General features: G+C 50.3%; 20 protein-coding genes. 6 read left to right on the top strand and 14 right to left on the bottom strand.

Translation table 11 applies throughout. The features are described from left to right. Positions 1-119: 119 nt before the first annotated feature. Positions 120-1166 (top strand): LacI family DNA-binding transcriptional regulator, encoded by a 1047-nt coding sequence (locus Q8M75_RS07525; protein ID WP_305487978.1) that lies wholly within the window; start codon positions 120-122, stop codon positions 1164-1166. Positions 1167-1206: 40 nt separating this feature from the next. Here Q8M75_RS07525 and Q8M75_RS07520 read toward each other — a convergent pair whose 3' ends face one another. The 11 genes from Q8M75_RS07520 to hrpA form a co-directional block, all read right to left on the bottom strand. Further along, complete coding sequence (locus tag Q8M75_RS07520; RefSeq protein WP_305487975.1) at positions 1207-2355, bottom strand: iron-containing alcohol dehydrogenase; 1149 nt, start codon at positions 2353-2355, stop codon at positions 1207-1209. A 141-nt stretch (positions 2356-2496) separates the two neighbouring features. Continuing rightward, positions 2497-3342, bottom strand: coding sequence for an exodeoxyribonuclease III (gene xth, locus Q8M75_RS07515; RefSeq protein ID WP_305487974.1), 846 nt, complete (start codon positions 3340-3342; stop codon positions 2497-2499). Then, positions 3335-4789, bottom strand: a complete 1455-nt coding sequence (ntrC, locus tag Q8M75_RS07510; RefSeq protein ID WP_305487971.1) for a nitrogen regulation protein NR(I) — start codon at positions 4787-4789, stop codon at positions 3335-3337. Before ntrC ends, xth begins: the two co-directional genes overlap by 8 nt. Further along, on the bottom strand, positions 4786-5904 hold the full coding sequence (glnL, locus tag Q8M75_RS07505; RefSeq protein ID WP_371131777.1) for a nitrogen regulation protein NR(II): 1119 nt from the start codon (positions 5902-5904) through the stop codon (positions 4786-4788). The genes ntrC and glnL overlap by 4 nt, the downstream gene beginning before the upstream one ends. Before the next feature lie 30 nt (positions 5905-5934). Next, positions 5935-7350 (bottom strand): type I glutamate--ammonia ligase, encoded by a 1416-nt coding sequence (gene glnA / locus Q8M75_RS07500; protein ID WP_305487965.1) that lies wholly within the window; start codon positions 7348-7350, stop codon positions 5935-5937. 169 nt (positions 7351-7519) lie between these two features. Continuing rightward, a complete protein-coding gene (locus Q8M75_RS07495) occupies positions 7520-8347 on the bottom strand; it encodes a molybdopterin-binding protein (protein WP_305487962.1) in 828 nt (275 codons plus the stop codon). 9 nt (positions 8348-8356) lie between these two features. Further along, positions 8357-9259 (bottom strand): EI24 domain-containing protein, encoded by a 903-nt coding sequence (locus Q8M75_RS07490; protein ID WP_305487960.1) that lies wholly within the window; start codon positions 9257-9259, stop codon positions 8357-8359. Then, positions 9222-10202 (bottom strand): sterol desaturase family protein, encoded by a 981-nt coding sequence (locus Q8M75_RS07485; RefSeq protein WP_305487958.1) that lies wholly within the window; start codon positions 10200-10202, stop codon positions 9222-9224. Before Q8M75_RS07485 ends, Q8M75_RS07490 begins: the two co-directional genes overlap by 38 nt. Continuing rightward, positions 10199-10996: a polysaccharide deacetylase family protein gene (locus Q8M75_RS07480; RefSeq protein WP_305487955.1), complete on the bottom strand. Its 798-nt coding sequence runs from the start codon at positions 10994-10996 to the stop codon at positions 10199-10201. Before Q8M75_RS07480 ends, Q8M75_RS07485 begins: the two co-directional genes overlap by 4 nt. A gap of 8 nt (positions 10997-11004) precedes the next feature. Next, entirely contained in the window at positions 11005-11982 is a 978-nt protein-coding gene (locus tag Q8M75_RS07475; protein WP_371131776.1) for a cytochrome D1 domain-containing protein, read from the bottom strand. 89 nt (positions 11983-12071) lie between these two features. Continuing rightward, positions 12072-16043, bottom strand: a complete 3972-nt coding sequence (gene hrpA / locus Q8M75_RS07470) for an ATP-dependent RNA helicase HrpA (protein WP_305487952.1) — start codon at positions 16041-16043, stop codon at positions 12072-12074. Between the two features lie 20 nt (positions 16044-16063). Here hrpA and argA point away from each other — a divergent pair, with 20 nt between their 5' ends. Together argA and Q8M75_RS07460 are read left to right on the top strand one after the other, a co-directional pair. Further along, positions 16064-17440 (top strand): amino-acid N-acetyltransferase, encoded by a 1377-nt coding sequence (argA, locus tag Q8M75_RS07465; RefSeq protein WP_305487949.1) that lies wholly within the window; start codon positions 16064-16066, stop codon positions 17438-17440. 52 nt (positions 17441-17492) lie between these two features. Beyond that, positions 17493-17765 carry an oxidative damage protection protein gene (locus tag Q8M75_RS07460; protein WP_108469150.1) on the top strand — a complete coding sequence of 91 codons (273 nt, stop codon included), beginning with the start codon at positions 17493-17495 and terminating at the stop codon, positions 17763-17765. Between the two features lie 94 nt (positions 17766-17859). Here Q8M75_RS07460 and rpiA read toward each other — a convergent pair whose 3' ends face one another. Then, the gene (gene rpiA, locus Q8M75_RS07455; RefSeq protein WP_305487943.1) at positions 17860-18549 is read right to left on the bottom strand and encodes a ribose-5-phosphate isomerase RpiA; all 690 of its coding nucleotides are present in this window, start codon (positions 18547-18549) and stop codon (positions 17860-17862) included. Between the two features lie 86 nt (positions 18550-18635). Here rpiA and tal point away from each other — a divergent pair, with 86 nt between their 5' ends. The 3 genes from tal to Q8M75_RS07440 are packed head-to-tail and all read left to right on the top strand — an operon-like array spanning position 18636 to position 20947. Further along, positions 18636-19598 (top strand): transaldolase, encoded by a 963-nt coding sequence (gene tal / locus Q8M75_RS07450; protein WP_305487940.1) that lies wholly within the window; start codon positions 18636-18638, stop codon positions 19596-19598. Positions 19599-19656: 58 nt separating this feature from the next. Beyond that, positions 19657-20658, top strand: coding sequence for a nucleotidyltransferase domain-containing protein (locus Q8M75_RS07445; protein WP_305487937.1), 1002 nt, complete (start codon positions 19657-19659; stop codon positions 20656-20658). Between the two features lie 7 nt (positions 20659-20665). Then, positions 20666-20947: a hypothetical protein gene (locus tag Q8M75_RS07440; RefSeq protein ID WP_305487936.1), complete on the top strand. Its 282-nt coding sequence runs from the start codon at positions 20666-20668 to the stop codon at positions 20945-20947. A gap of 127 nt (positions 20948-21074) precedes the next feature. Here the strand turns inward: Q8M75_RS07440 and rlmB are convergent, their stop codons facing one another. Both rlmB and rnr read right to left on the bottom strand, forming a co-directional pair. Continuing rightward, positions 21075-21812, bottom strand: a complete 738-nt coding sequence (rlmB, locus tag Q8M75_RS07435; RefSeq protein WP_305487933.1) for a 23S rRNA (guanosine(2251)-2'-O)-methyltransferase RlmB — start codon at positions 21810-21812, stop codon at positions 21075-21077. After that, positions 21812-24175 carry a ribonuclease R gene (rnr, locus tag Q8M75_RS07430; RefSeq protein WP_305487930.1) on the bottom strand — a complete coding sequence of 788 codons (2364 nt, stop codon included), beginning with the start codon at positions 24173-24175 and terminating at the stop codon, positions 21812-21814. Before rnr ends, rlmB begins: the two co-directional genes overlap by 1 nt. Positions 24176-24217 lie beyond the last annotated feature (42 nt).

Here is a 24217-nt window from a genome sequence, read left to right as displayed (position 1 = left end):
AAGAGAGTGTAGAAAAAAAGCTTTTTCAGAATTTCATTACCCAGTAGAATAAATGTAAGCGCTTTCATTCTAATATCAAAAAAGACTGAAAAATAGAGAATTTATACATCATGAGATCAGTGAAAACCCTAGCAAAAACAAGCGTAACCATCGATCAGGTTGCAAAATTGGCTAAGGTCTCAACTGCTACGGTGTCAAGAGCTCTCAATAACCCAACTGCTGTCAGCGATGAGCTAAAAAAGAATATCTATCGCATTATTGACAAGCTAGGCTATATCCCCAATGCTGGCGCAAGATCCTTAATGCTGAAGCGATCGGGCTCAATTGGGGTAATCGTACCAACCCTTGATCACGCCATCTTTGCACAAGGACTGGCAGAATTTCAGCGGCAGCTAAGCGAAGCGGGATATCAAATGCTCGTTGCAAGCACCAACTACGATCCAGATATCGAAAGCCAACAAGTTCGAAACCTTCTCCTTCAAGGAGTTGAGGGAATCGCCATGTTTGGCTCCAGTCAAAAATTAGAGCTCATACGCCTACTGAAAACAAGGCGACTCCCTTATATCCATATTGGCACGTTAAGCCCTCCTTTAAATGGATATACAGCTGGATTTGATAATAAAAAGGCAATCCAACTTGGTGTGGAGTACCTTCTGCAGGTTGGGCATAAAAATTTTGGAATGATTGCAGGCCAAACAGCAAATAATGATCGCGCAAGGGATCGCGTTGATGGAGTATGTGAGCTCCTCAAGAGCCATCGAATTACTTTAGAAAAGAAATCCATAATTGAGGTGCCCTATCAGATTGAGGATGCACGATTTGCTTTAAAAAAATTACTTCAAATTAATCCTAAAATAAGTGCAGTAGTCTGTGGCCAAGATATTCTTGCGGTTGGCGCCCTATTGGAAGCTCAAGATAAAAAAATAGAAGTCCCTAAAAAACTTTCAATTATTGGCTTTGACGATCTTGAATTAACTCGCCATCTAAGTCCAAGTCTTTCAACTATTCGCGTTGATTCAATTGGCATGTGGTCGAAAGCGGCACATCACCTCATATCGCAAATCGAAGGATTGGCGCGATTACCGAGGAAAATTAATGTGGAAGTTAGCTTAGTTATACGTGACTCAACTACCAATATTGGCAAAAAAATGGTCCTTGAAAAATAAACTATTTCTTATTCGTTTTTCCGCATACGAAACAAACCTTTTATAAAGCCTCTTGATAGATCGCAACCGCATCCTTAAAAGTGATTTCCCTTGGACTATTCATTAGTAGGCGTGTTTGCAGCATTGCATCTTTCGCTAACTGGTCAACATCATAAGCATCAATACCAACGTCAGTCATGCGCTGTGGCAGCCCCAAATCTCCTGCAAGCCCGCCCATATAATCCGCTAATTGATAGGCCTGCTCCTGACTAGACCCTTGAAGACCCGGATTAATAATCCGCCCGAGCTCTGCATACATTTCATGGGCAACTTCCACGTTAAAACGCATCACCGGACCCAATACAAGTGAATTTGATAAGCCATGTGGCACATGAAAACGAGCGCCTATGGGATATGCCAGGGCGTGCACCCCTGCAACCGGCGCGTTTGCAAAAGCCATGCCCGCGAGACAGGCGCCGAGCAGCATGTTTTCACGGGCCACAATATCATCCCCGCGCATGACTACCTGATGAAGATTGCTCGATAACAGTCTCAATGCTTCTTTTGCTATGCAATCTGCCATTGGATTCTTTAAATGCTTTGTAGTGAAGGCCTCAATTGCATGCACCATAGCGTCAATTCCCGTGGCGGCAGTAACATGGGCAGGCAATCCAAGCGTTAACTCTGCATCCAGCAGCGCTAAGTCAGGCAATAAATATGGTGATAAAACACCCTTCTTTTCACTCTCGCTAACCGTTACGACCGAACTTTTGGTTACCTCAGAGCCTGTGCCTGCAGTGGTGGGCACCAAAATCAATGGCAGGCGTGGGCCTTTAACTTTATCTATTCCATAGATATCTTCCAGCCTCTCTTTACCAAGCGCTAATAATGCAACCAACTTGGCTACATCCATTGAGCTACCGCCACCAAATCCAACAATGTAATCTGACTTGCAATTTTGAGCTGCTTTTATCGCCTTTTCGATCACAGAAATTGAGGGGTCAGCCTGAACCTCTGAATAAACTTGATAATGCAGGCCTAGCGACTTAAATTTGAGTAAAGCAGAGTCTAAAAGTCCCGCCGATAGAACGCCGGGATCTGTAACAATGAAAACCGAACTTCCGTTGCGATCTTGAATAAACTTCGCAAGATCAGATGATCCGCCTCTTTTTACAATAATTGATTTAGTGGAATGAAAGTCAAATTGCATAAACCAATCCTTTGATTAACGATACGCTTGGAATCAATCATAATGTCTGAGCCGGTTAATCGTAACAAACTCTCATCATTTAATGAGTTTTACTTTGGCACGTTTAATACTCAAACCCAATTAATGTCAACGTAGATAGTATTACAAAGAAAGGTCGGCAATCACGGGGGCGTGATCAGAGGGCTGCTCCCAGGTGCGCGGCTCTTTATCGATCCGGCTAGCAACGCAGCACTCCTTGAGCGCTTCACTTAGGAGGACGTGGTCGATACGCATGCCGGCATTGCGCCGAAAACCCATCATGCGGTAGTCCCACCAGCTAAATGCTTTTGGCGCCTGCTCAAACATCCTGAATGAGTCCGTAAGTCCAAGTTGAATAAGATCTTGAAAGGCGCCACGCTCTTCTGGTGATACCAGATTTTGCCCAACCCACTTGGCCGGCTCATGCACATCGCGATCTTCGGGGGCAATATTGAAATCGCCCAATAAAGCCAAGCGCGGATGGCTATTGAGCTCGGTCTTTAGCCAAGCATGCAATGCATTTAGCCACGCTAACTTATATTGAAACTTGTCGCTATCGGGAGATTGGCCATTGGGAAAATAAGCGGAGATCAAACGCATAGGCTGCTTACCCTTAAAGCAGACTGTCGCAGCCAGAGTGCGCTGCTGCTCATCCTCAAAACCCGGAATATTGCGTACCGTCTTTATAAAGGCAGTATCGCTATCCGCAGCAATCGATGCTAAGGCGGCACGGCGCAATAGGATGGCTACGCCGTTATAGGTCTTTTGGCCCGCAGCAAGGCTGATGTAGCCAGCCGCTTCAAACTCCGCATGCGGATACTTATCGTCCGTTAGTTTGAGCTCTTGTAAGCAAAGTGCATCGATTGGCGTATGGGCTTTTTCTTGGGACTCGAGCCAGCGCAATACCTGCGGCAGCCTGACCTTAATCGAATTTACATTCCAAGCAGCAATCCGCGTTACATCAGTCATCGATACCCAATTCATGTAATTTACGAGTAATGGTATTACGGCCAATTCCTAAACGCTGCGCCGCTTCTACGCGCCGTCCACGAGTCACCTCCAATGCCGCTTGCAATACCGCCTTTTCAAAGCGCGAGGTCAATGCGTCAAATACATTTTTGTGACCTTCTTGCAGCATTTTAACGGCGAGCCGTCCAAGGCCACTTTCCCAGTCGCCTGACACACTGCGTTGCGTTGTGATGACAGTGCCACCCTGCTCCTCGGCTTGTACTGATTCGACCATGCCGCTATGCGCATCCAAATCCGCTGGTAAATCACTGACCCCAATTTCAGCAGCGGGCGACATGACGGTGAGCCAATGGCACAGGTTTTCCAATTGGCGCACATTACCGGGAAACGGTTTTTCTGAAATGACTTTAATGGCTTCATCGGACAAACGCTTTGGCTCTACGCCCAGTGCCTTGGCGCAGTGCTGCATAAAATGCCGAGCCAGAACTGGAATATCCTCAGTACGTTCACGCAATGCCGGCAAACGCAGTCGAATCACGTTTAATCGATGCAATAAATCTTCCCGGAATAGCCCAGTCGCTACACGTGCTTCTAAATTTTGATACGTCGCAGCAATAATGCGGACATTAGCTCGAATCGGATCATGCCCGCCGACGCGATAAAAATGACCGTCGGTTAAGGCGCGTAGTAAGCGGGTTTGCAAATCAAATGGCATATCACCGATCTCATCGAGAAACAGGGTGCCGCCGTCGGCTTGCTCAAAACGCCCCCGACGCATGGTTTGGGCCCCTGGGAATGCGCCGCGCTCATGGCCAAATAGTTCAGCCTCTAAGAGGTCTTTTGGAATAGCAGTGATATTGAAGGCAACAAAAGGGCTTTTGGCCCGAGGGCTGTGTTTATGCAGCGCTCTGGCAACGAGCTCCTTTCCGGTGCCCGACTCACCCGTAATTAGAACCGTTGCGTGGGATTGCGCCAAACGGCCGATCGATCGAAAGACCTCTTGCATTGCAGGCGCTTGCCCAATAATCTCAGGTGTTTCTTGCTGCCAATAGCGCGGCTCTTTTGCCGCAGGTTGAGATCGTTCACTTTCCCCGATTGCCCTGCGAATTAACTCAATCGCTTTTTCGAGATCAAACGGCTTTGTTAGGTACTCAAACGCCCCACCCTGAAACGACGACACCGCCGAATCCAAATCAGAATAGGCAGTCATCACAATCACGGGTAAATTGGGGTGACTAGCCTTAACGTGTTGCAGCAAATCGAGACCATTACCCCTCGGCATCCGAATGTCGGAAATCAAAATCTGCGGCGACTCGTTTTCAAGCGCGTTGAGAACATCGTTTGGATTAGTAAAACTGCGGTGAGATAAACCCTCCCGAGTCAATGCCTTTTCCAGAACCCAACGGATCGATTGATCGTCGTCCACAATCCACACTGATTTGCTCATGCTGATAACTCCTGCTTGCGATACGGTATCTGAATATGAAAATCCGTCTTACCTGGCTGACTTTCACAGGCAATAAATCCCTGATGCTGCTGTACAAATGTTTGCGCCAAGGTAAGGCCTAGACCACTCCCCCCTTCACGGCCACTCACTAATGGGAAGAAGATGCGATCGCGGATTTCATCCGGAATACCGGGGCCGTTGTCAATCACATGCAAATCCAAGGCAAGCTTGTAGCGCTGCTTTGCAATCGTTACCGAACGGGCTACGCGGGTACGAAACTCAATCACCGCAGTGCCGCGACGTATTTCTTCGGATAAGGCTTGGGCAGCGTTATGGGCGATATTGAGGATCGCCTGAATCAGCTGTTCTTTGTCGCCAATAATGTCTGGCAAGCTCGTGTCATAGTTGCGAATAATGCGCAATCCACTCGGAAACTCAGCGAGCACCAAACTGCGCACGCGCTCTAAGGACTCATGCACATTAATGAGCTCGGTTGTATGGGCCCGGCGATGCGGCGCTAATAAACGATCGACCAGAGTCTGCAGGCGATCGGATTCTTTAATGATGACTTGGGTATATTCCCGCAAGCCTTTTTCTGGGAGCTCGAATTCCAACAGCTGAGCCGCGCCACGAATACCGCCCAAGGGGTTTTTAATCTCATGCGCTAAATTGCGCATTAACTGCTTATTGGCCTCGACCTGCTGGGTCACACGCTCATCACGCTCGCTGCGCAACTGCTGATCGAGCGGGAACCATTCCATCAGCAAGAGGTCTGGGTCCTCCAATAAGGCAATGACCACATGTGCTGGAACTGCGTCGTAGTGGATAGTATTTGGGAACACATGCAGGATCATCTCTTGACGTTGGGCTGTGGTAATGTTGTTCGCAACCTCATCAATCATTTCATTCAGAGCTGGATTATCGGCAAACAGTTCGCCGAGCAAATGACCCACAAGGGACTTTCGGGAAAGATCGAGCGCAGACTCAGCTGCAGGGTTGGCGTAAAGCAAATGCTTCGTCTTGCCATCAAAAATAATGACGGCATTGGGTAGCTGATCAAGCAAGTTCGGAACAAAAGGGGCAGCCGAAGCTGCCCCTTTGAACGAATTGCGCAATACACCTGCGCTCAAGGATTACTCCTGCAATTAAAGTGAGTAGTACATGTCAAATTCGATGGGGTGAGTCGTCATACGGAAACGAGTAACCTCTTCCATCTTCAAATCAATGTACGCATCTAACATCGAATTAGTGAACACACCACCACGGGTTAAGAATTCACGATCCTTATCCAAGCAATCCAAGGCCTGATCTAAGCTGTGGCATACGGTTGGGATCTTTGCATCTTCCTCTGGTGGCAAGTCATACAAATTCTTATCAGCAGCTTCGCCTGGATGAATCTTGTTCTGTACGCCGTCCAAACCAGCCATTAATAGCGCTGAGAAGCACAAGTATGGGTTGGCCAATGGATCTGGGAAGCGAGTTTCAATACGGCGACCTTTTGGATTCGATACGTGCGGAATACGAATCGAAGCTGAACGGTTACGCGCAGAGTAAGCGAGCTTCACTGGAGCCTCAAAGCCGGGAACCAAACGCTTGTACGAGTTGGTACCTGGATTGGTAATAGCGTTCAGTGCGCGGGCATGCTTAATGATGCCACCAATGTAGTACAAGGCGAATTCAGAAAGACCGGCATAGCCGTTACCAGCAAACAAGTTCTCACCATTCTTCCATACGGACTGGTGTACGTGCATACCGGAACCATTGTCGCCAACGATTGGCTTAGGCATAAAGGTGGCGGTCTTGCCATAGGCATGGGCTACGTTCTGCACTACATACTTCTGCCAAATGGTCCAGTCAGCGCGCTGAGTGAGTGTGCTGAACTTGGTACCTAATTCGTTTTGGCCTTGGCCAGCAACTTCATGGTGATGCACTTCAACTGGAATGCCCATGGACTCCAAGATCAAACACATTTCAGAACGCATGTCCTGGAAGGTATCAACCGGAGCTACTGGAAAGTAACCGCCCTTTTTGCCTGGACGATGGCCGGTATTGCCGCCTTCAATCTCAGCAGACGATGACCAAGGGGCTTCTTCCGAATCAATCTTAACGAAGCAGCCCTTCATATTGTCGCCCCAGCGGACGCCGTCAAAAATGAAGAACTCGGGCTCTGGACCAAAGTAAGCAGTATCACCTAGTCCGGTACCTTTTAAATACGCTTCAGCGCGCTTAGCGATCGAACGGGGATCACGATCGTATCCTTTGCCATCGGATGGCTCAATCACATCGCAGGTGATTACCAGGGTTGGCTCTTCATAGAATGGATCGATGTAGGCTGCAGTCGGATCTGGCATCAACAACATATCGGATGCTTCAATACCCTTCCAGCCGGCAATCGAGGAGCCGTCAAATGCATGGCCACTTTCGAACTTATCTTCATCGAAATGCGAGATGGGCACGGTCGTGTGTTGCTCCTTGCCTTTGGTATCTACAAAGCGAAAATCAACAAAGGTGCACTCTTTTTCTTTTACCAACTTCATTACGTCTGCGACGGTTTTTGTCATGCAAATCTCCTCAATAAGTGAAACAAATTCTGTAATCGTTGGCATGCCCTGATGGTGCACACAACATCCATTCGATGTATGCAATGTATCGAAAGCGAACCGCTTGAATAGCTATTATTGCACTAGTACAGTGCCAAAAAAGGGGTGTCACACCCATTTTTGCACCAATTTAGTGCTTAATAAGGTCGTAAATTAGGTAATTAAGGGATTCCGTTCCTTGGCGAAGAGCGTCCCATGCCAAGTGCACCGCATCGGCGCGACCTTTCACGCCTAGTTCAATATGGCGCCGGGCATAAACACCGCCCCGTACCGGATCTCCTACCGATGGCAAGCTAAAGACTTTGACGCCCTCAAAGCGACGCTCAATCTCCTCCATCAGGGGTGTTAGCCGGGATTCAATCCCCTCGGGGACGATAAAACTTTTTTCCAACCAGTTTTCTTGATGAAACAAATGGGAATAATGGTGATCAAGACACCACGCCATCATCGGCGCCGCCATTACCGGAAAACCAGGGAAAAAATGGTGCTCCTGAATCCGAAATCCCGGAATCTGGTTATAGGGGTTGGGAATGATTTCACAGCCCGCCGGAAACTCTCCCATCTTAAAGCGATGCTGATTCTCGGCAAGGGACAAATCGGCCTTAGCAGCGTCGCCCTCTGCCATTGCAATGATGCGATTGGCAATCAAGGCCTTGGCTTGCGGATGCAACTCGATCTCTAAGCCCAGTGCCTTAGCGGCACTTACGCGTGTATGGTCATCAGGGGTAGCGCCAATGCCGCCGGTACTAAAGACAACATCGCCACTAGCAAAGGTTTCTTTCAGGCATTGCACAATTTGGTCTGGGTCATCGCTCACATACCGGGCCCACGATAAAGTCAAGCCTCGCTCCTGTAGTAACTCAATCATTTTGCCGAGGTGTTTATCAGCGCGACGGCCGGACAGAATCTCATCACCAATCACAATTAAACCGAAGCGTCGTGCGGGCTGCTTATCCATGGCAGTCATTTACGATACCTCCATATCAATAACAGCATGCTCCACCTTCGGCGTTTTGGCCTCTTCCGTTGCGCGCAATTCTTTAAGGGCACCCAGCAAGAAATGGGAAAACCACAGTGCAGCAAAGACAAAGATGATGGAGTAAACCCAGAGCGCCACAAAGCTCACAAAGGGGAATAAGACCAAAGCCAGTGCAGACGTTGCCCAAAAGAACGTAGGTACCGCACCCAGCATACCGGCTGCAACGCCCATACCCAATAGCTCCCAACGATAGCGCTCGAGCAAGGTATCGCGCTCAGCAGTGGTGGCATGTTTCAGTAAGACGTCATACGACATTAAGCGCATGGTTAACCAGCCCCATAACAAGGGCGGCAATATGGCCACTAGAGGTGGCACCCACCAGACTGGCAGCGTCAGCATGATTAAAGCCAAGCAAATCAGGGCAGACCAAATGGTGTAGAAAAAACTACCGATCATGCTGCCCTTACCTAGCGCCTGGATACCCTGATAGGTTCCCTGCCGCATCACACTAGAGACGATCGCTGGAACGGTTGAAAAAGCGATATAGACCAACAAGCTAGTGGCGATTAAGGGGATTAAGAGCATCACCAAAAACAAAGGGGCAACCCAAGCACGGGCTTCATCCAGGCCAACCCAAGTTAATACCGTTTGAATCCAGCTCGTAAAAATGGAGGTGGTTAAAAACACCCGCAGCATATCCAGTGCAGGAGACCAAATTAACCAAATCACAATTCCCCAAAGAATCGACACAATCAAAAAAGGTCGAAAACTAAGCCAGAGCATGCGGGGATGCATCGTACCGACCATGGCCAAACCAAGGGAACGAAATACGTTTTGAACTCCTTGCATTCGCTTACTTTCGCTTGAGGTGGAATAAATGAAGATAGGCATGGCGCAATCCTTGCCACTGCTGTGTCCAAATTGAATTGGGCACAGTCACGCCACGTACACCTGTGGGATAAACCGCGCTTGGGAATACTGCTGTTTTAAACAGCATGTCCCACCACGGAAATAGAACACCAAAGTTACAGCCGCCCAACACACCCGCCTTACCTTTAGCCTCATGCCCATAGCCAACGGCGTGGTGCATGCGATGAAACATCGGTGAAATCAAAAAATAGCGTCCAATGCCTAAGTGAATTTTTAGATTCGCGTGCTGCCAACTTTCGATCAACTGACCCACCACCACCAAAAAGACAAACTGACTTGGGGGCACGCCAAACAGTAAGGCAAAAAATGCAAAGACCAAGGCATGCATGATGTCATCCACAACATGATTGCGGTCATCTGACCAGGCATTCATGGCGACTTGACTGTGGTGCAAGGTATGCAATTGCCACCACCACTGAAATCGATGGGAGGCACGGTGATAGACATATTCGACCAAGTCCAGCATCACGAGGTAAATGCAAAAGCTCACTAGCGGAATGGTAGTAACGCCCGGCCACCAATCTTCCACATTGAGTCGCTCAAAGCGCCAGTCATGCAAAACCGATTGCATCTGGAAAAATAGTCCAGAGAACGCAAAGAAAATGAATACTTGAAAAAAGCCCAATCGATGAAAGAGCGTATAGGCCACATCGGGCCACTTGGCTTTGACGTGCGCACCTTGATTCTCAGCTGGATTGACTCGCTCCCAGGTCCGCAACACCAGCACAATGATGGCAATCTGCAGCACGCCCAGCATAAACCACTCAACACCGTCGTAGGCATCTTCAGCCAATCCAATTAAATTAAATTGAAACAAGAGAGGCTCGACGACATGCCGATAGAGGCTCTCGTGCACTTCGCCATATAGGCGAGTAATGGTTAAATCAGAATCGACCGAACTCATGCTGGTTTTGCCTTCGCTGGACTTACAGGAAGCACATCAAAGCAGTAGCCTTTGCGTTTCCAGCCCTCAATCAGAGGCTCTAAAACAGCCGGAGCCCAAGCATCTTTGCGCGACCAAATACCCAAATGCGCCATCGTAATGTCACCTGGCTTGACCGATTGCAAGGCCTTTTCGAAAAGCACTTTATTCGGGAACTTTTCCGAACTCAATTCATCACCTAAAAATCCGGCGGGTGCCCAGCCAATGTGGCGATATCCACACTGCTCCGCCATAGCAAGCAAGCGTGGTGATGTCTTGCCACCGGCAGCACGCCAAATCGGATCCAAAGGTCGACTGCTCAGCTCCTGAAAACGGGTGTTCACCCGATTAATCTCCGCACAGACTTCAGCGCCATTCATGGATTTGACTTGTTTGGCGTTGGCGCCGAACTCCGGTTTCATTTGCACCCGGGCATCGCCAGATGCATTCTCTGGGACATCCTTCAAAAAATAAACATGATCATAGGTATGGCTACCAAAGCGGTGCCCTTCTTTGACTCGCTCTTGCCAAAAGGATTTCCAGCCATCATCCAATGAGTAGTCGCCGCGAAAGGTTTTTTCATTGGCCAAAAAGAAGGTAGCTTTGACTTGTTGCCGATTCAAAATTGCAGCCACCGTTTCGGCTACTGCCATATTGCCAGTATCAAAGGTAAGATAAATCGGCTTTTGACAGACCTTTGCCTGAGCAAGGCTCGCTCCCAATAGAGAGGCTACGGCAAACGATAAACAAAAAAGGGGCCTAGTCGAGAAGCGCATGCGATGCATTACTCCCAAGGCGCGCGTGGGTGAAAGAAAATACCATGGGGAGATTTACCAACGGGGATGACGCTGACTAATTTCATGGTTGGCACATCAATCACACCGGCTTTGCGCGCAAATCGAAAGGTGACCCACAATTGCTTACCATCGGGCGTTAATTCCATATCGTCCGGCCCCGCTGGCAAGCCAGTGATATCGCCCACCTTTTCCAGGGTCTGCATATTAATCAGCGAAATGCTGGAAGCAATGCGGTTTGTCACAAAAACGTGCTTGCGATCGCCTTGCGGCCTAAAGTTATGCGCGCCTTTGCCGGTAAAGATCTTTTTCACTTCGCGGCGATTACGCCAGTCGATCACTTGCACATAGTCACCGCCGGTAATACCCACTAAAAGGTATTGATCTCCTGGCGTCATCCACAGTCCAGCAGGAGCTGGCCCGGTTGGTATCTTCCATAACAAGGTCTGATTAACTAAATCGATCACGGCAAGATCGTTAGAATCCTGCATCGTCACAAATGCGAGCTTGCTATCCGCGGTGAATGCAATGTGACTTGGTGTTTTGCCAACAGCAATCGTTTTGGCTAACTTTAAATCAGCTCCGTTCGCAGCATAGATATCAACGCGGTCTAAACGGTTTGCTGCAGTAATGAACCAGCGGTTATCGGGAGAGTAACCAATGTGATACGGATCGATAATTTTCGGAATACGTCCGGTGACCTCGCCGGTCAATGGATTCATCAAGGCAATATCATTCCCGACTGCGTTAGCAACGAGCAAGGTTTTTTCGTCTGGCGTCAACATGACGTGATGCGGTTCCTTGCCGATGGGTATGGTTTTGGTAACCGTGCGGGTTTTCATGTCGACTAGACTCACACTAGCATCCCCCGAATTTAATACAACCGCTAGCGTGGGCTCAGCCGGCTTGGAGGCCTGAGCCACTCCGAACAACAGGGAAGTGGCCATAAAAGCGACTGCTGACCTCAAAGTAGCTTGAAAAAATACGGGTATTTGCACGTCAATGGCCTGTTTACTAAGAAAGTTGGATATACCCTCTATTGTAAGCAGTTTGTGGCTTAACGCAGGCTTGCAAAGACCTTTTCGAGGCGCTTTAAAGACATCGGGGTTGGGGTTTTGAGCTCCTGCGCAAACAGGGCCACACGGAGCTCCTCCAGTTGCCAACGAAAATCCCGCAAGCCCGGATCATCCTGCATTGCATAGGATGCGCCCTTATTGCCGTGGAGGCGCTTTTGCCATGGCCTAGCCAGCGACTCCCAGTCGCGCTGGCACTGCGCATCCCGTGCTGGGTTCGTACGCATCTTTTCAATGCGCAGTGCAATCGCCTTGAGGTACCTTGGCAAATGCACCAGCTGCGCATAGGGAATTTCCACCAACATTTTCGGGAAAATCAGACCCTGAATTTGCTCGCTCATATCCGCATGAGCAGTTTGCGAAATAGCCTTTGCCTGTGCCATTTTTTTCTGCGTCTCGGCATGGGCCTCTAGCGCGGCCAAAGTGTGGCGAGCGATTTCATGGGCAATTAAGGTCAAGCGCGGCTTCCCACTGCTGACCCGCTCCGCGAACTCCTCGGCACTGCTTGGTAGCGGATCTTGCATGAAGGCGCGCTCCAATGCCAGCTGCAGTATCTGCTCAATGAATTGATCCACCTGGCCAATATTGATAAACAGTAAGCCAATTTCCCGGATGCCTGGCATCTGTTTTTGCAAGGCCTTCAGCGTATCTTTTTGACTAATGGCGAACAAGCGACGTAAACCCTGCCAATGCACCTTACGTGCTTCAATCAAATCATCAAATACCTCAAGGTCGACTGCATCACCGCGATCTACTAAAGCGGGATAGCCAAACAAGGTTTTGTTTCCCTTTTGAATCTCTAGCGTCTCGGGCAAGGGGCCAAAACCCCATTGGCGATAACCGCCAGTGACTGCGGTTGCAGGGGCATTGCTCGAGGGCGCATTGGTCTTTTTGCTGTCCGCCTGCATCACCTCGGACGTCACGGTTTCTTGTGCTACTGCCTGAAAGGCACTGCGGGCCTCTTGACCATACTCGGCGCGCAAGCGCGATAAATTACGCTCCAGCTCGAGTTGACGCCCGTGCTCATCCACCAAGCGAAAGTTCATGGCACAGTGGGCCGGCAATGCCTCGGGACGAAAGTCGGTCCGCTTGAATTCCAGGCCATTCTCCTTGCGTAAATCCGTAATCAAGGCATCCATGTAATCACCCACACCAAATTGCTTGGCATCCGTTACGCGCTGCATAAAGCCTTTGGCGTAATCGGGCAAGGGTACGCAGTGACGTCGCAGTTTTTGAGGCAGGGATTTAAGTAATAAGAGGGTTTTTTCCTCACACATGCCGGGGACGAGCCACTCGCAGCGGCGACCATCAATTTGATTCAGTACCGTCAAGGGAATCACTAAGGTCACGCCATCTTTCACGCTACCCGGCTCAAAATGGTAAGTAAGGCTGAGGTTGCTGCCGCCCATGCTTAGGGTTTTTGGATAGCGATCAACTGTAATGCCGGCAGCCTCGTGGCGCATTAAATCGGCTTTATCTAAGCGTAAGCTTGCTTCTGCATCCGCTGTCTTTTGCAGCCAAGCCTGCATACCTGATCGACTAAATACATCACTGGGTAAGCGACTTTCATAAAAAGCAAAAAGTAGCTGCTCATCCACCAATACATCGGGGCGGCGGGAACGATGCTCTAAGGCCTCAATCTCCCGAATTAACTTGCGGTTATGCCAAAAGAACCCAAAGCAACTGGGGTAGGTTTTTTTACTGAGCGCCTCTAACTCTTTTTCTTGAGCGAGGGTTTCCATACGGCCAAATAGCTCGGCGCCCACCAAGGCCTGCTGGATAAATAACTGGCGGGCTTCCAGCGCATCATGGGGTGCAAAGCGCACTTTTCGGCCATGGTAAATCGGCAATCCATACAGGGTGCCCCGCTCAAACGCCATGATCTCACCCTGGCGGTTATCCCAAAATGGATCGCTCAAGGATTTAACTAAGCGGTGCGCAGCAACCTTCTCAACCCATTGGGGTTCGATTTTCGCAATCGTTCGTGCATACAAACGGCTGGTCTCCTGCAACTCCCCTGCCAAAATCCAGGCGCCCGCTTTTTTGCCTAAGGTGGAGCCCGGCCAAATATGGGGACGAATACCGCGCGCGCCTAAATAGGAGCCGGCATGCGGGCCACGCTCTTCCTCTTCTTTCTTTGCCACATGACCCAGTAAGCCGGTCAGCAAAGCCAAGTGAATTTGCTCATAGGTAGCAGGCAGGCCGTTTTCTTTCCAGCCTTTTTCGCCAAGCATAGTGTGTAGCTGCCCATGTACATCGCGCCACTCACGCAGTCGCCGTGGTGATAAAAACTGACTGCGGCAGCGATTTTCGAGCTGGCGATTGCTTTGCTTATGCGTTAACGCATCGTGATACCAATCCCAGAGTTTTACAAAACTCAGAAACTCAGACTTCTCGTCTTTAAAGAGGAGATGGGCTTGATCGGCTGCGGCCGCTTGATCCATGGGGCGCTCGCGCGGATCTTGGGTAGCCAAAGCAGCAGCAATAATCGTTACTTCGCGCAAAGCATGATGCTCGCGCGCCGCCAGCAAGATTCGACCAATACGCGGATCTAGCGGCAAATCAGCCAGCGCCTTACCCGTATTCGTTAAGGTAAAGGTATTGTTTTCCCCTTCGGTATCAATCGCGCCAAGCTCATCGAGCAATTGAATGCCGTCGGCGATTGCACGACCCAGCGGCCGATCAATGAATGGAAAGTCTTGAATATTCGAGAGGCGCAGTGCACTCATTCGCAAGAGGACGGCAGCCAATGAGCTGCGCAGAATCTCAGGATCAGTAAAGCGGGGTCGTGCTTCAAAATCGGCTTGGCTATAGAGCCGGATGCAAATGCCATCCGAAACCCGGCCGCAGCGCCCCGCCCTTTGATTGGCAGCCGCTTGTGAAATCGGCTCAATTTGTAACTGCTCGACCTTATTGCGATACGAGTAGCGCTTCACGCGTGCTAGGCCGCTATCAATCACATAGCGAATATTAGGAACAGTCAATGAAGTTTCAGCAACGTTGGTGGTCAAAATAATGCGGCGGCCATTACCCGGCTGAAACACCCGTTCTTGCTCCGCAACCGACTGACGCGCAAAGAGCGTAAGTACATCGGGATGAAAGCGGCTTTGCAAAACAGAATCTTTTCTGAGGGTCTCGGCACAATCCCGAATCTCCCGCTCCCCCGGCAAGAAAACCAACACATCACCCGAACCAGAGGCGCCCACACTCCAGACTTGCGTCACTGCCTGCGCCACTGCATCGGGCAAATCCATCGCTTCTTTTTTTGCGTCTAACTCGAGTGGTGCATAGCGCTGCTCCACCGGAAACAGCCGGCCACTCACCTCAATCACCGGCACTGGTTTAGAGCCAATCGTAAAGTGCTGCGAAAAACGCTGCGCATCAATCGTGGCTGAGGTGATGATGATCTTCAGATCAGGACGCTTGGGCAATAGTTGGCGCAGATAGCCGAGTAAAAAATCAATGTTGAGGCTGCGTTCATGGGCCTCATCAATGATGATGGTGTCATAGGCCTTGAGCAGTGGGTCGCGCTGGGTTTGCGCCAGCAAGATGCCATCGGTCATGAGTTTGATCGAGGCGCTTGTGGTCGTCTTATCTGCAAAGCGGATTTGATAACCCACATCCTGACCCATGGGCGTTCCGAGCTCATGGGCGATGCGCTTGGCGGTTGCCGTAGCGGCAATACGTCGGGGCTGGGTGTGGCCAATCAAGCGGCCGCCATTCATGATCCCGCGGCCGAGCTCCAAACAAATCTTCGGTAACTGCGTGGTTTTGCCCGAACCAGTCTCGCCGCAAACGATCACCACCTGATTAGAGCGCAGCGCCTCCATAATGACTTCACGCTGACCCGAGACCGGCAATTCCTCCGGAAAGCGGATCGCGATCCGCCTAGAGCCGCCACTAATTGTGTTGGAAGCAGGCACAGCATCGGATTTTGATTGGTTTATCGGCGGCATCACCCTATAATTTTCTCACTATGGCAGCTAGCACACCGAACTCCCCCGCAAAATCGCCCCCCGAGAGCGAAACTCCAGGCAACTTCCCTTTTGTGGGCTGGCTCAGAGACGTCGCCCCCTACATTCATAGCTTTCGAGAAAAGACCTTTGTGATCGCCTTTGCGGGCGAACTGGTTCAGGAAATTGGCTTAGAGCGGATCATTGAAGACATTGCTATGTTGCATGCCATGGGCATGCGGATCGTCTTGGTTCATGGCATTCGTCCCCAGATTGAAGAGCAGCTGACCCTACGCCAGATCAAGAGTCAGTTTGGGCAGGGCCACATGAACGGCTACCGCATTACGGATGCAGCCGCACTCGAGTGCGTCAAAGAGGCGGCTGGTGAACTGCGCCTGGATATTGAGGCTGCCTTTAGTCGCGGCCTCCCGAATACCCCAATGGCGGGCTCGCGTATTTCAGTGATCTCGGGAAACTTCATTACGGCCATGCCCTTTGGCGTAGTCGATGGGGTGGATTTTGTTCACACCGGTCTCGTCCGCAAGGTTGACTCAGTCTCCATCAAACTCTCGCTCGATAGCAATAAGATTGTCTTGCTCTCCCCATTGGGCTTTTCACCAACGGGGCAGGCATTCAATCTGTCTTTTGAGGACGTTGCCGTTTCCACGGCTGCTGCCCTCAAAGCAGATAAGATTGTGTTCTTAACACCCTACTCAGGCCTTCATGATGAAGCCGGCGACTTAATTACCGAGCTGTCCTTGGCGCAGATGCAGGAATACATCAGCAGCCATCCCGAAATCCCTTCGGGCATGAAAGCTTTGCTGACCTTGTCCGGAAAAGCAATTAAGGCTGGCGTCAGCCGCGTGCACTTCTTGCCCTGCAACCGCGATGGCGCATTGCTCGAAGAACTCTTTACCCACGATGGCGTTGGCATGATGCTTGCCTCTTCCGGCATTGAGAATTTGCGCGAAGCAAACCAGGACGATGTCGGCGGCATTTTGCAATTAACCATGCCCCTCGAAGAAGAAGGAATACTCGCTGCCCGTGGTCAAGACGTGATTGAGCGTGACATCGATCGCTTCTCCGTCATCGAGCATGACCGGGTGCTATTCGGTTGCGCCGCTCTGTTCCCCTTCCCTAACGGGATTGGTGAGCTCGCCTGCTTAGTAGTTGATCCAGACGTACAAGGCTCGGGCGATGGCGAGCGTTTGCTCAAGCGCATTGAAGCCAGGGCAAAAAAAGAAGGCATTAAAAAACTGTTTGTTCTGACAACCCGTACCGAACATTGGTTTTTAAAGCGCGGCTTCATGCGCTCCAGCGTGGATGATTTGCCCGAAGAGCGCAAACAAATTTATAACTGGGATCGCAAGTCGATGGTCTTGACCAAAAACTTGACATAATGCAAGTTCAACTTTTTAGTATTCACTGATTGCATTTAGAAAGGTTTACGCAATGGCACGGATGGTTCAATGTATTAAGCTCAATAAAGAAGCCGAGGGAATGGACTTTGCACCCCTTCCAGGCGATCTGGGCAAAAAACTCTGGCAGGAAGTCTCTAAAGAGGCATGGGCTGGCTGGTTAAAACACCAAACCATGTTGATCAATGAGAACCGCCTCAATATGGCCGATCCTCGTGCGCGCCAGTACCTGTTAAAGCAAGTGGAAAAATACTTCTACGAAGGCGGGGCCGATGCTGCTACGGGCTACGTACCACCCAGCGCCTAAGCTGCCTAAGCTACCTAAGTAAGACCGCTTCGATTGCAAAAGGACCGCTCAGCGGTCCTTTTTTTATTGACTGACTTGTTGATTATCTAAATGCTCACGAAAAATCGATGCGCTTAACACCATTCGCGCCGCCAACAAACAGCACATCTGCCTTTTGACGCGCAAATAAGCCGACGGTTATTACACCTGGAATTTGGTTGATCTCGGATTCCAATTCAACTGGGTCGTTAATGCTGAGGCCGGCCACATCGATAATCCAGCCGCCATTGTCAGTCACAAAAGGATCCGAAGTGCCCGCCATCAGTCGCAAGCGTGGACTGCCGCCCAATGCCTGCATCGCTCTAGACACAGATGCTTCTGATAATGGAATCACCTCCAGCGGCAACGGAAAGCGGCCTAAAGTTGCTACTTGCTTTGAATCATCGCAAATGCAAATGAACTGTTTTGCCAGAGATGCCACAATCTTCTCGCGGGTGAGCGCCCCGCCGCCGCCTTTGATCATGTGGCCGCTGGGATCAATCTCATCGGCGCCGTCGACATAGGCAGGCAAGGTTTCCACCTGATTGGCATCAATCACGTAAAAACCGTGTTTTAGTAATCGCTGCGTACTGGCAACAGAGCTCGACACCACCCCTGAAAAGTGTGCTTTATGCGGGGCCAGTACATCAATAAACCAGTTGGCAGTAGAGCCGGTGCCAATACCGAGAACCTGACCGGGGGCCAGTGCCAATACCGCATCGCGTGCTGCTTCCGCCACCAGGCGCTTTAGTTGATCTTGATCCATAGGAGGCCTATCTCAGAAGTCATTTATGCTACTCACTGTACGACACTATAACGGTGTCCCATTTTGGATTGGAAACAGGCATACCCATGACAACCGCAAATACGGCTTTAGACCAGCTAAAAGCCTTTACGACCGTAGTAGCCGATACCGGTGATTTTGAGCGGATGAAGCAGTTTGCGCCGCAGGATGCCACTACCAATCCATCCTTGATTTTAAAAGCCGTTCAGCAGCCCAGCTACCAGCAGCTCGTGCAATCAGTACGGGCCGCAAACCCACAGGCCAGTGTATCGGCATTGATGGACCGCATCTTGATTGCCTTTGGCTTAGAAATCCTCAAGATCGTCCCTGGCAGAGTCTCTACCGAGGTCGATGCACGCTTGTCTTTTGATACCGCAGCCACCATCGCCAAAGCCAGGGAGTTAATTGCCCTGTACGCGGCCCAAGGCGTTGATCGGAATCGCGTCTTAATCAAGTTAGCCAGCACCTGGGAAGGAATCGAGGCTGCAAAAGTGCTGGAAGCCGAAGGCATTCATTGCAATATGACCCTGCTGTTTTCTTTAGTGCAGGCGGCGGCGTGCGGCAAGGCCAAAGCAAAACTCATCTCACCCTTTGTGGGCCGGATCACCGATTGGAATAAAGCCAAGCTGGGTAGCAATTGGAATGACGCCCAGCATGGAGGTGAACATGATCCAGGCGTGCAATCCGTCAAAGGAATTTACGGCTACTACAAGCATTTTGGGGTCGCTACTGAGATCATGGGGGCTAGCTTTCGCAATACCAATCAGATTATGCAATTGGCGGGCTGTGATTTATTGACCATTAGCCCGGAGTTGCTCGCCGAACTGCAAAGCAGTTCTGAGGTGGTTACACGAAAGCTCGATCCCAAGGCGACGCAAGGCAAAGAGATGAAAGAACTGAATGTTACTCAGTCAGCCTTTCGCTTGCAGCTCAATGACGATGCCATGGCAACGGAAAAACTAGCCGAAGGCATACGGGCTTTCTGTGGCGATATTGTCAAATTAGAAGCCTTATTGAAAAGCTCAAACTAGCTTGACCTGATGTACTTTTACCTGTAAATTGTAAATAACGGTTTTTACAGGTAAAAACATGATACCCCTCTCAGATCAACAGCGGCTCTTTTTAGTGGAATCAGACCAACTCTATCGGGCTTGGCGGGAGGTTGCTTGGCGCCACAATGAGCACAAATATGGCATGCGCTGGAAAAATGTCAACGGCACTGATTACCTGTTGAGGATGACGACCGCAAGCGGTAATAGCAAGTCGCTTGGCGCAAGAAGTCCAAAAACTGAACTCATTTATGACCAATTTAAGGCCAGGAAAGAACTTACCGAAGAAAAATACCAGGGTTTAAATACCGCGCTAGAGACTCAATCCAGGCTCAATAGAGCGGTACGTCTTGGCAGAATGCCCAAAATTATTGGGGACATCTTAAAAAAACTAGATCAAGTGCAAGCCCTCTCCGAGTTGAGGGTGGTCGGAACGCATGCGATCTTCGCTTACGAATCGATGGCTGCAGTCGAGCTAAAAATGGAACTACTAGCATCGGGTGACGTTGATCTTCTATACGATGTGCGCCAACCAGTTTCCCTGATTACAAAAAAACTGGATGGCGAAGGACTCCTGGGATTGCTTAAAAAAGCAGACAAGACCTTTGAACTATCCTCAACAGAGCAATTTAGAGCAATCAATAAAGATGGTTTCATGGTTGATTTAATTGGGCAAGACAAAGGAATGCTATTTGCAAAGCCAAGCCCCATGGCCAAGAATGATCTAGAGCTCGTAGAAATACCAAATTTAGAATGGCTAGCAAACTCGCCGCGAGTAGAACAGGTTGTCATTGCCAGCAATGGGGCACCTGTCATGATGCCGGTACCGGACCCCAGGGCATTTGCTATCCATAAAGCCTGGCTGTCCCATCAAGTAGACCGCGAGCCAGTAAAAAAACAGCGAGATCTCAATCAAGCACTAATGGTGGTTGCCATATTGCAAGAGTACTTACCTCACTTGCCAATGAATACGTGCGATATGCGGTACTTTCCAAAAGGCGTACTCAAACGCGCGCTAACTGATTTAAAAATGAAACGATAGATTTGTAATGATGAAGGCTGTAAACGATAGCTTATTAGTGAAATTCCAATCTAGGGACACACCATTTGGTATGACACGAGCAACAGTTAGTGCAATAGCAAAAGAATTAGGGATAAATGAAATGCAGGTTATCCATATCGCCTTGTCGAGGTCCGCCACAGATGTTTTGTCTACTTATGCTGCTGATGATGGCCCCTTAACAGCAAAAGAGGTTTTAGCATTACGCAAGGATGCTGCCAAACGCTTACCAAAGGGCAAAGTTGTTTTGCGCGACGCATTATTTGGATGAGCCAGAAATGCAAGCTCCGCAATTCTGGTGATATTGTTTAGTGGGACGCCTTTGCGCAGGCCAGGTTAGCCTGCGATGCGAAACTTAAAGAAAAATTTTACAAGCGTTGCTTAAAGTATTCAGTAGCCTACTTCAGGCTGCGTTGACGCAATGCCTCATACAAGCAAACGCCGCTAGCTACCGAGACATTGAGGCTTTCAACCACGCCATGCATTGGGATGCGCACGAGCTGATCGCAATGCTCACGCGTTAAGCGCCGCATCCCCTCGCCTTCTGCGCCCATGACTAAAGCAATCGGTCCGGTTAAATCCAAGTCATAAATTGACTTCTCTGCCTGATCGTCGGTGCCAATCAACCAGATGCCGAGCTCTTGCATCTCACGCATGCTACGCGCGAGATTCGTTACGGTGATTAAAGGCATCACTTCAGAAGCGCCGCTGGAGACTTTACTTACCGTCGCATTAATGTGCGCGGAGCGATCCTTTGGAACCACCACTCCATGCACTCCAGCACCATCCGCCACACGCAAGCAAGCACCCAGATTATGCGGGTCGGTCACTCCATCGAGTACCAGTAGAAGAGGCTTGCCTTCAATGCCATCAACCAGCTCAGCTAAGGTCCGGGCCACCGTCATTTTTTCCGCCAAGGCAACAACGCCCTGATGGCGATCGTGGCCGGCTAATTTATGCAAGCGCTCTGAATCCGCAGAGTGGAGTCGGTCGCCCAAAATTGATTCGGCTTGTTTTAAAAAATCACCCATGCGGCGATCGCGCCGCGCTGGATCAAAATAGACCGCCTTGAGGCTATCGGGATCAAGGCGCAAGCGCGCCTGAATCGCATGAAAGCCGAGCATAATTTGCTTCATTAACGCTTCCCTTTTCGAACGGGGGGTTTGCTACCGGCAGGCTTTCCTGGGGCACGAATGGCTGCCGACTTGCCACGCGATGCTTTGGCTGACTTGGATTGCTTGGCGCCTTGCTTGCCGGCTGTTTTGGCTGCATTGACATTAATGCCTGCGCTTTTCTTGGGCGCTTTACTCGAGGGCCGCGACTTTTTGGATGCTGCTTTTTTATTGGGCTTACCGGTATCACTCGCGAGCACGAGGGTGCGGCTACGCACACCATCGCGCTCACTAATTACAGACTTAACTAAAGAGAACTCAATCTTGCGCGCATCTAAATCGACTCGGCTAACGAGGACGTGCAGGCGGTCGCCCAGACGGTGGCGCATGCCGGTGCGCTCACCGCGTAATTCCTGACGGGCTTCGTCGTATTGGTAGTAGTCGCCGCCGAGTTCAGTAACGTGGACCATACCCTCAACAAAGAGATTTTCCAGTTGAATAAAGAGTCCAAAACTCGCCACTCCGGTAATCGTGCCGGCATATTCTTGGCCGAGGTGATCCCGCATGTAATAGCACTTGAGCCAGGCCTCGACATCACGCGATGCCTCGTCAGCACGCCTTTCATTCGATGAGCAATGCACACCCAGCTGACCCCATACCGCGAGTGCGCCGCTCGCTGCTGCCCCTTTGCCCTTTTGTGGTCCAGCTGCTTTACTCGCGCTCTGGGACTTTTTCGCTTCCGACGCATTGGTGCGTGCTTGCCCCTTGCGTGGCAAGGTAAGGTTCAGTGGAACACGCTCAGGCAAGCTGGGGTAATACGGCTTCTTTTGCAGGATAGCTTTAATCGCCCGGTGCACCAATAAGTCAGGGTAACGCCGAATCGGGCTGGTGAAGTGGGCATAGGCAGGATACGACAAACCAAAATGCCCGACATTTTCAGGCTGATAGACCGCTTGCTGCATTGATCGGAGCACCACGGTTTGCAACATCGTTGCATCGGGACGGGGCTTAATTTCTTTAATCAGCTTGGCAAAGTCTTTGGGCTGTGGCTTTTCATTACCGCCAAGACTCAGTGATGCGGTGCGCAGGACCTGCCGCAGCGTCATGATTTTCTCTTCCGATGGCTCGGCATGAACCCGGTACAAACCCAAGTGCTTATTTTTTTGTAAAAAATCAGCAGCACATACGTTGGCGGTCAACATGCACTCTTCAATTAAGCGATGTGCGTCGTTACGCGTGCGTGGCTCAATGCGCAAAATCTTGCCAAGCTCATTTGAAATAATTTGGGTCTCGGTAGTTTCAAAATCCAAGGCACCCCGCTTCTCGCGCGCAGACAATAAGATTTTGAATAAGCCATACAAATTACTCAGCAATGGGCGGAACTGCGCAAAACGCGCCGCATCGGGGCCGTTGGAGTTGCTGATGACTTCCCATACTGCGTCGTAAGTAAAGCGCTGCGCCGAGTGCATGACCGCCGGATAAAACTGATAGGCTAGGATTTCACCATGGACATCAATGACTGAGTCGCACACCATGCAGAGGCGATCTACACCCGGATTTAAAGAACACAGGCCATTAGAAATCTTTTCTGGCAGCATCGGAATCACGCGACGCGGAAAGTACACTGAAGTTGCCCGCAGCAATCCTTCTTCGTCCAAGGCGTTACCGGGCTTAACGTAATGCGACACATCCGCAATCGCCACAATCAAGCGCCAGGCCTTGACCTTGCCAAACATAGTGGGCTCGCAATAGACGGCATCGTCAAAGTCGCGGGCATCGGCGCCGTCAATGGTGACAAGGGGCACATCCCGTAAATCTACTCGCCCTTCTAAGTCAGCCTGAGTCACCCCGTCTGGCAGTGCAGCAGCCTCTTTCATGGTGGCCGCGGAAAATTCATGGGGCACGCCGTACTTGCGAACGGCAATCTCAATTTCCATGCCAGGATCATCGATCTCACCCAGCACTTCAACTACTCGGCCTACTGCTTGGCGGTAACTGTCAGGGTAGTCGATGATTTCTACGCTCACCACTTGACCTAGTTTGGCATTGAGCTGCCCTTTGGGTGGTATCAATATGTCATGGCCGATGCGCTTATCTTCAGGCGCCACAATGAGAACGCCGTTCTCATTTAACAAACGACCAATCACAAGGCGATTCACATGGGTGATCACCTCGACAATTTGGCCTTCAGGACGTCCACGCCGATCGGTTCCCATGACCCGAACCTTGACTCGGTCGCCATGCATTACCCGGGACATTTCCCGCTCGGAGAGAAAGATGTCCTCGCCCGCATCGTCTGGAACCACAAAGCCGAAACCATCGCGATGCCCCTGAATCGTGCCGAGGCGATCGGATTCACGCGGTACTAGGGGCACAGATTTACGCATGGCTTTCATTCATTTGGTGAGAATTCCGGTGGATATAAGCCA

Origin of the sequence: Polynucleobacter sp. (assembly GCF_030693775.1) — a bacterium.
Lineage (GTDB): Bacteria > Pseudomonadota > Gammaproteobacteria > Burkholderiales > Burkholderiaceae > Polynucleobacter.
This window is presented reverse-complemented; position numbering and strand designations above follow the sequence as displayed.

What these genes read in the sequence shown, in the direction of transcription:
- Q8M75_RS07485 (WP_305487958.1), bottom strand. Translation starts at nt 10,202, where the DNA reads ATGAGTTCGGTCGATTCTGATTTAACCATTACTCGCCTATATGGCGAA.
- glnA (WP_305487965.1), bottom strand. Translation starts at nt 7,350, where the DNA reads ATGACAAAAACCGTCGCAGACGTAATGAAGTTGGTAAAAGAAAAAGAG.
- Q8M75_RS07440 (WP_305487936.1), top strand. Translation starts at nt 20,666, where the DNA reads ATGATGAAGGCTGTAAACGATAGCTTATTAGTGAAATTCCAATCTAGG.
- Q8M75_RS07460 (WP_108469150.1), top strand. Translation starts at nt 17,493, where the DNA reads ATGGCACGGATGGTTCAATGTATTAAGCTCAATAAAGAAGCCGAGGGA.
- tal (WP_305487940.1), top strand. Translation starts at nt 18,636, where the DNA reads ATGACAACCGCAAATACGGCTTTAGACCAGCTAAAAGCCTTTACGACC.
- rnr (WP_305487930.1), bottom strand. Translation starts at nt 24,175, where the DNA reads ATGCGTAAATCTGTGCCCCTAGTACCGCGTGAATCCGATCGCCTCGGC.
- hrpA (WP_305487952.1), bottom strand. Translation starts at nt 16,043, where the DNA reads ATGCCGCCGATAAACCAATCAAAATCCGATGCTGTGCCTGCTTCCAAC.
- rpiA (WP_305487943.1), bottom strand. Translation starts at nt 18,549, where the DNA reads ATGGATCAAGATCAACTAAAGCGCCTGGTGGCGGAAGCAGCACGCGAT.
- Q8M75_RS07445 (WP_305487937.1), top strand. Translation starts at nt 19,657, where the DNA reads ATGATACCCCTCTCAGATCAACAGCGGCTCTTTTTAGTGGAATCAGAC.
- Q8M75_RS07520 (WP_305487975.1), bottom strand. Translation starts at nt 2,355, where the DNA reads ATGCAATTTGACTTTCATTCCACTAAATCAATTATTGTAAAAAGAGGC.
- xth (WP_305487974.1), bottom strand. Translation starts at nt 3,342, where the DNA reads ATGACTGATGTAACGCGGATTGCTGCTTGGAATGTAAATTCGATTAAG.
- Q8M75_RS07490 (WP_305487960.1), bottom strand. Translation starts at nt 9,259, where the DNA reads ATGCCTATCTTCATTTATTCCACCTCAAGCGAAAGTAAGCGAATGCAA.
- rlmB (WP_305487933.1), bottom strand. Translation starts at nt 21,812, where the DNA reads ATGAAGCAAATTATGCTCGGCTTTCATGCGATTCAGGCGCGCTTGCGC.
- Q8M75_RS07480 (WP_305487955.1), bottom strand. Translation starts at nt 10,996, where the DNA reads ATGCGCTTCTCGACTAGGCCCCTTTTTTGTTTATCGTTTGCCGTAGCC.
- Q8M75_RS07495 (WP_305487962.1), bottom strand. Translation starts at nt 8,347, where the DNA reads ATGGATAAGCAGCCCGCACGACGCTTCGGTTTAATTGTGATTGGTGAT.
- ntrC (WP_305487971.1), bottom strand. Translation starts at nt 4,789, where the DNA reads ATGAGCAAATCAGTGTGGATTGTGGACGACGATCAATCGATCCGTTGG.
- argA (WP_305487949.1), top strand. Translation starts at nt 16,064, where the DNA reads ATGGCAGCTAGCACACCGAACTCCCCCGCAAAATCGCCCCCCGAGAGC.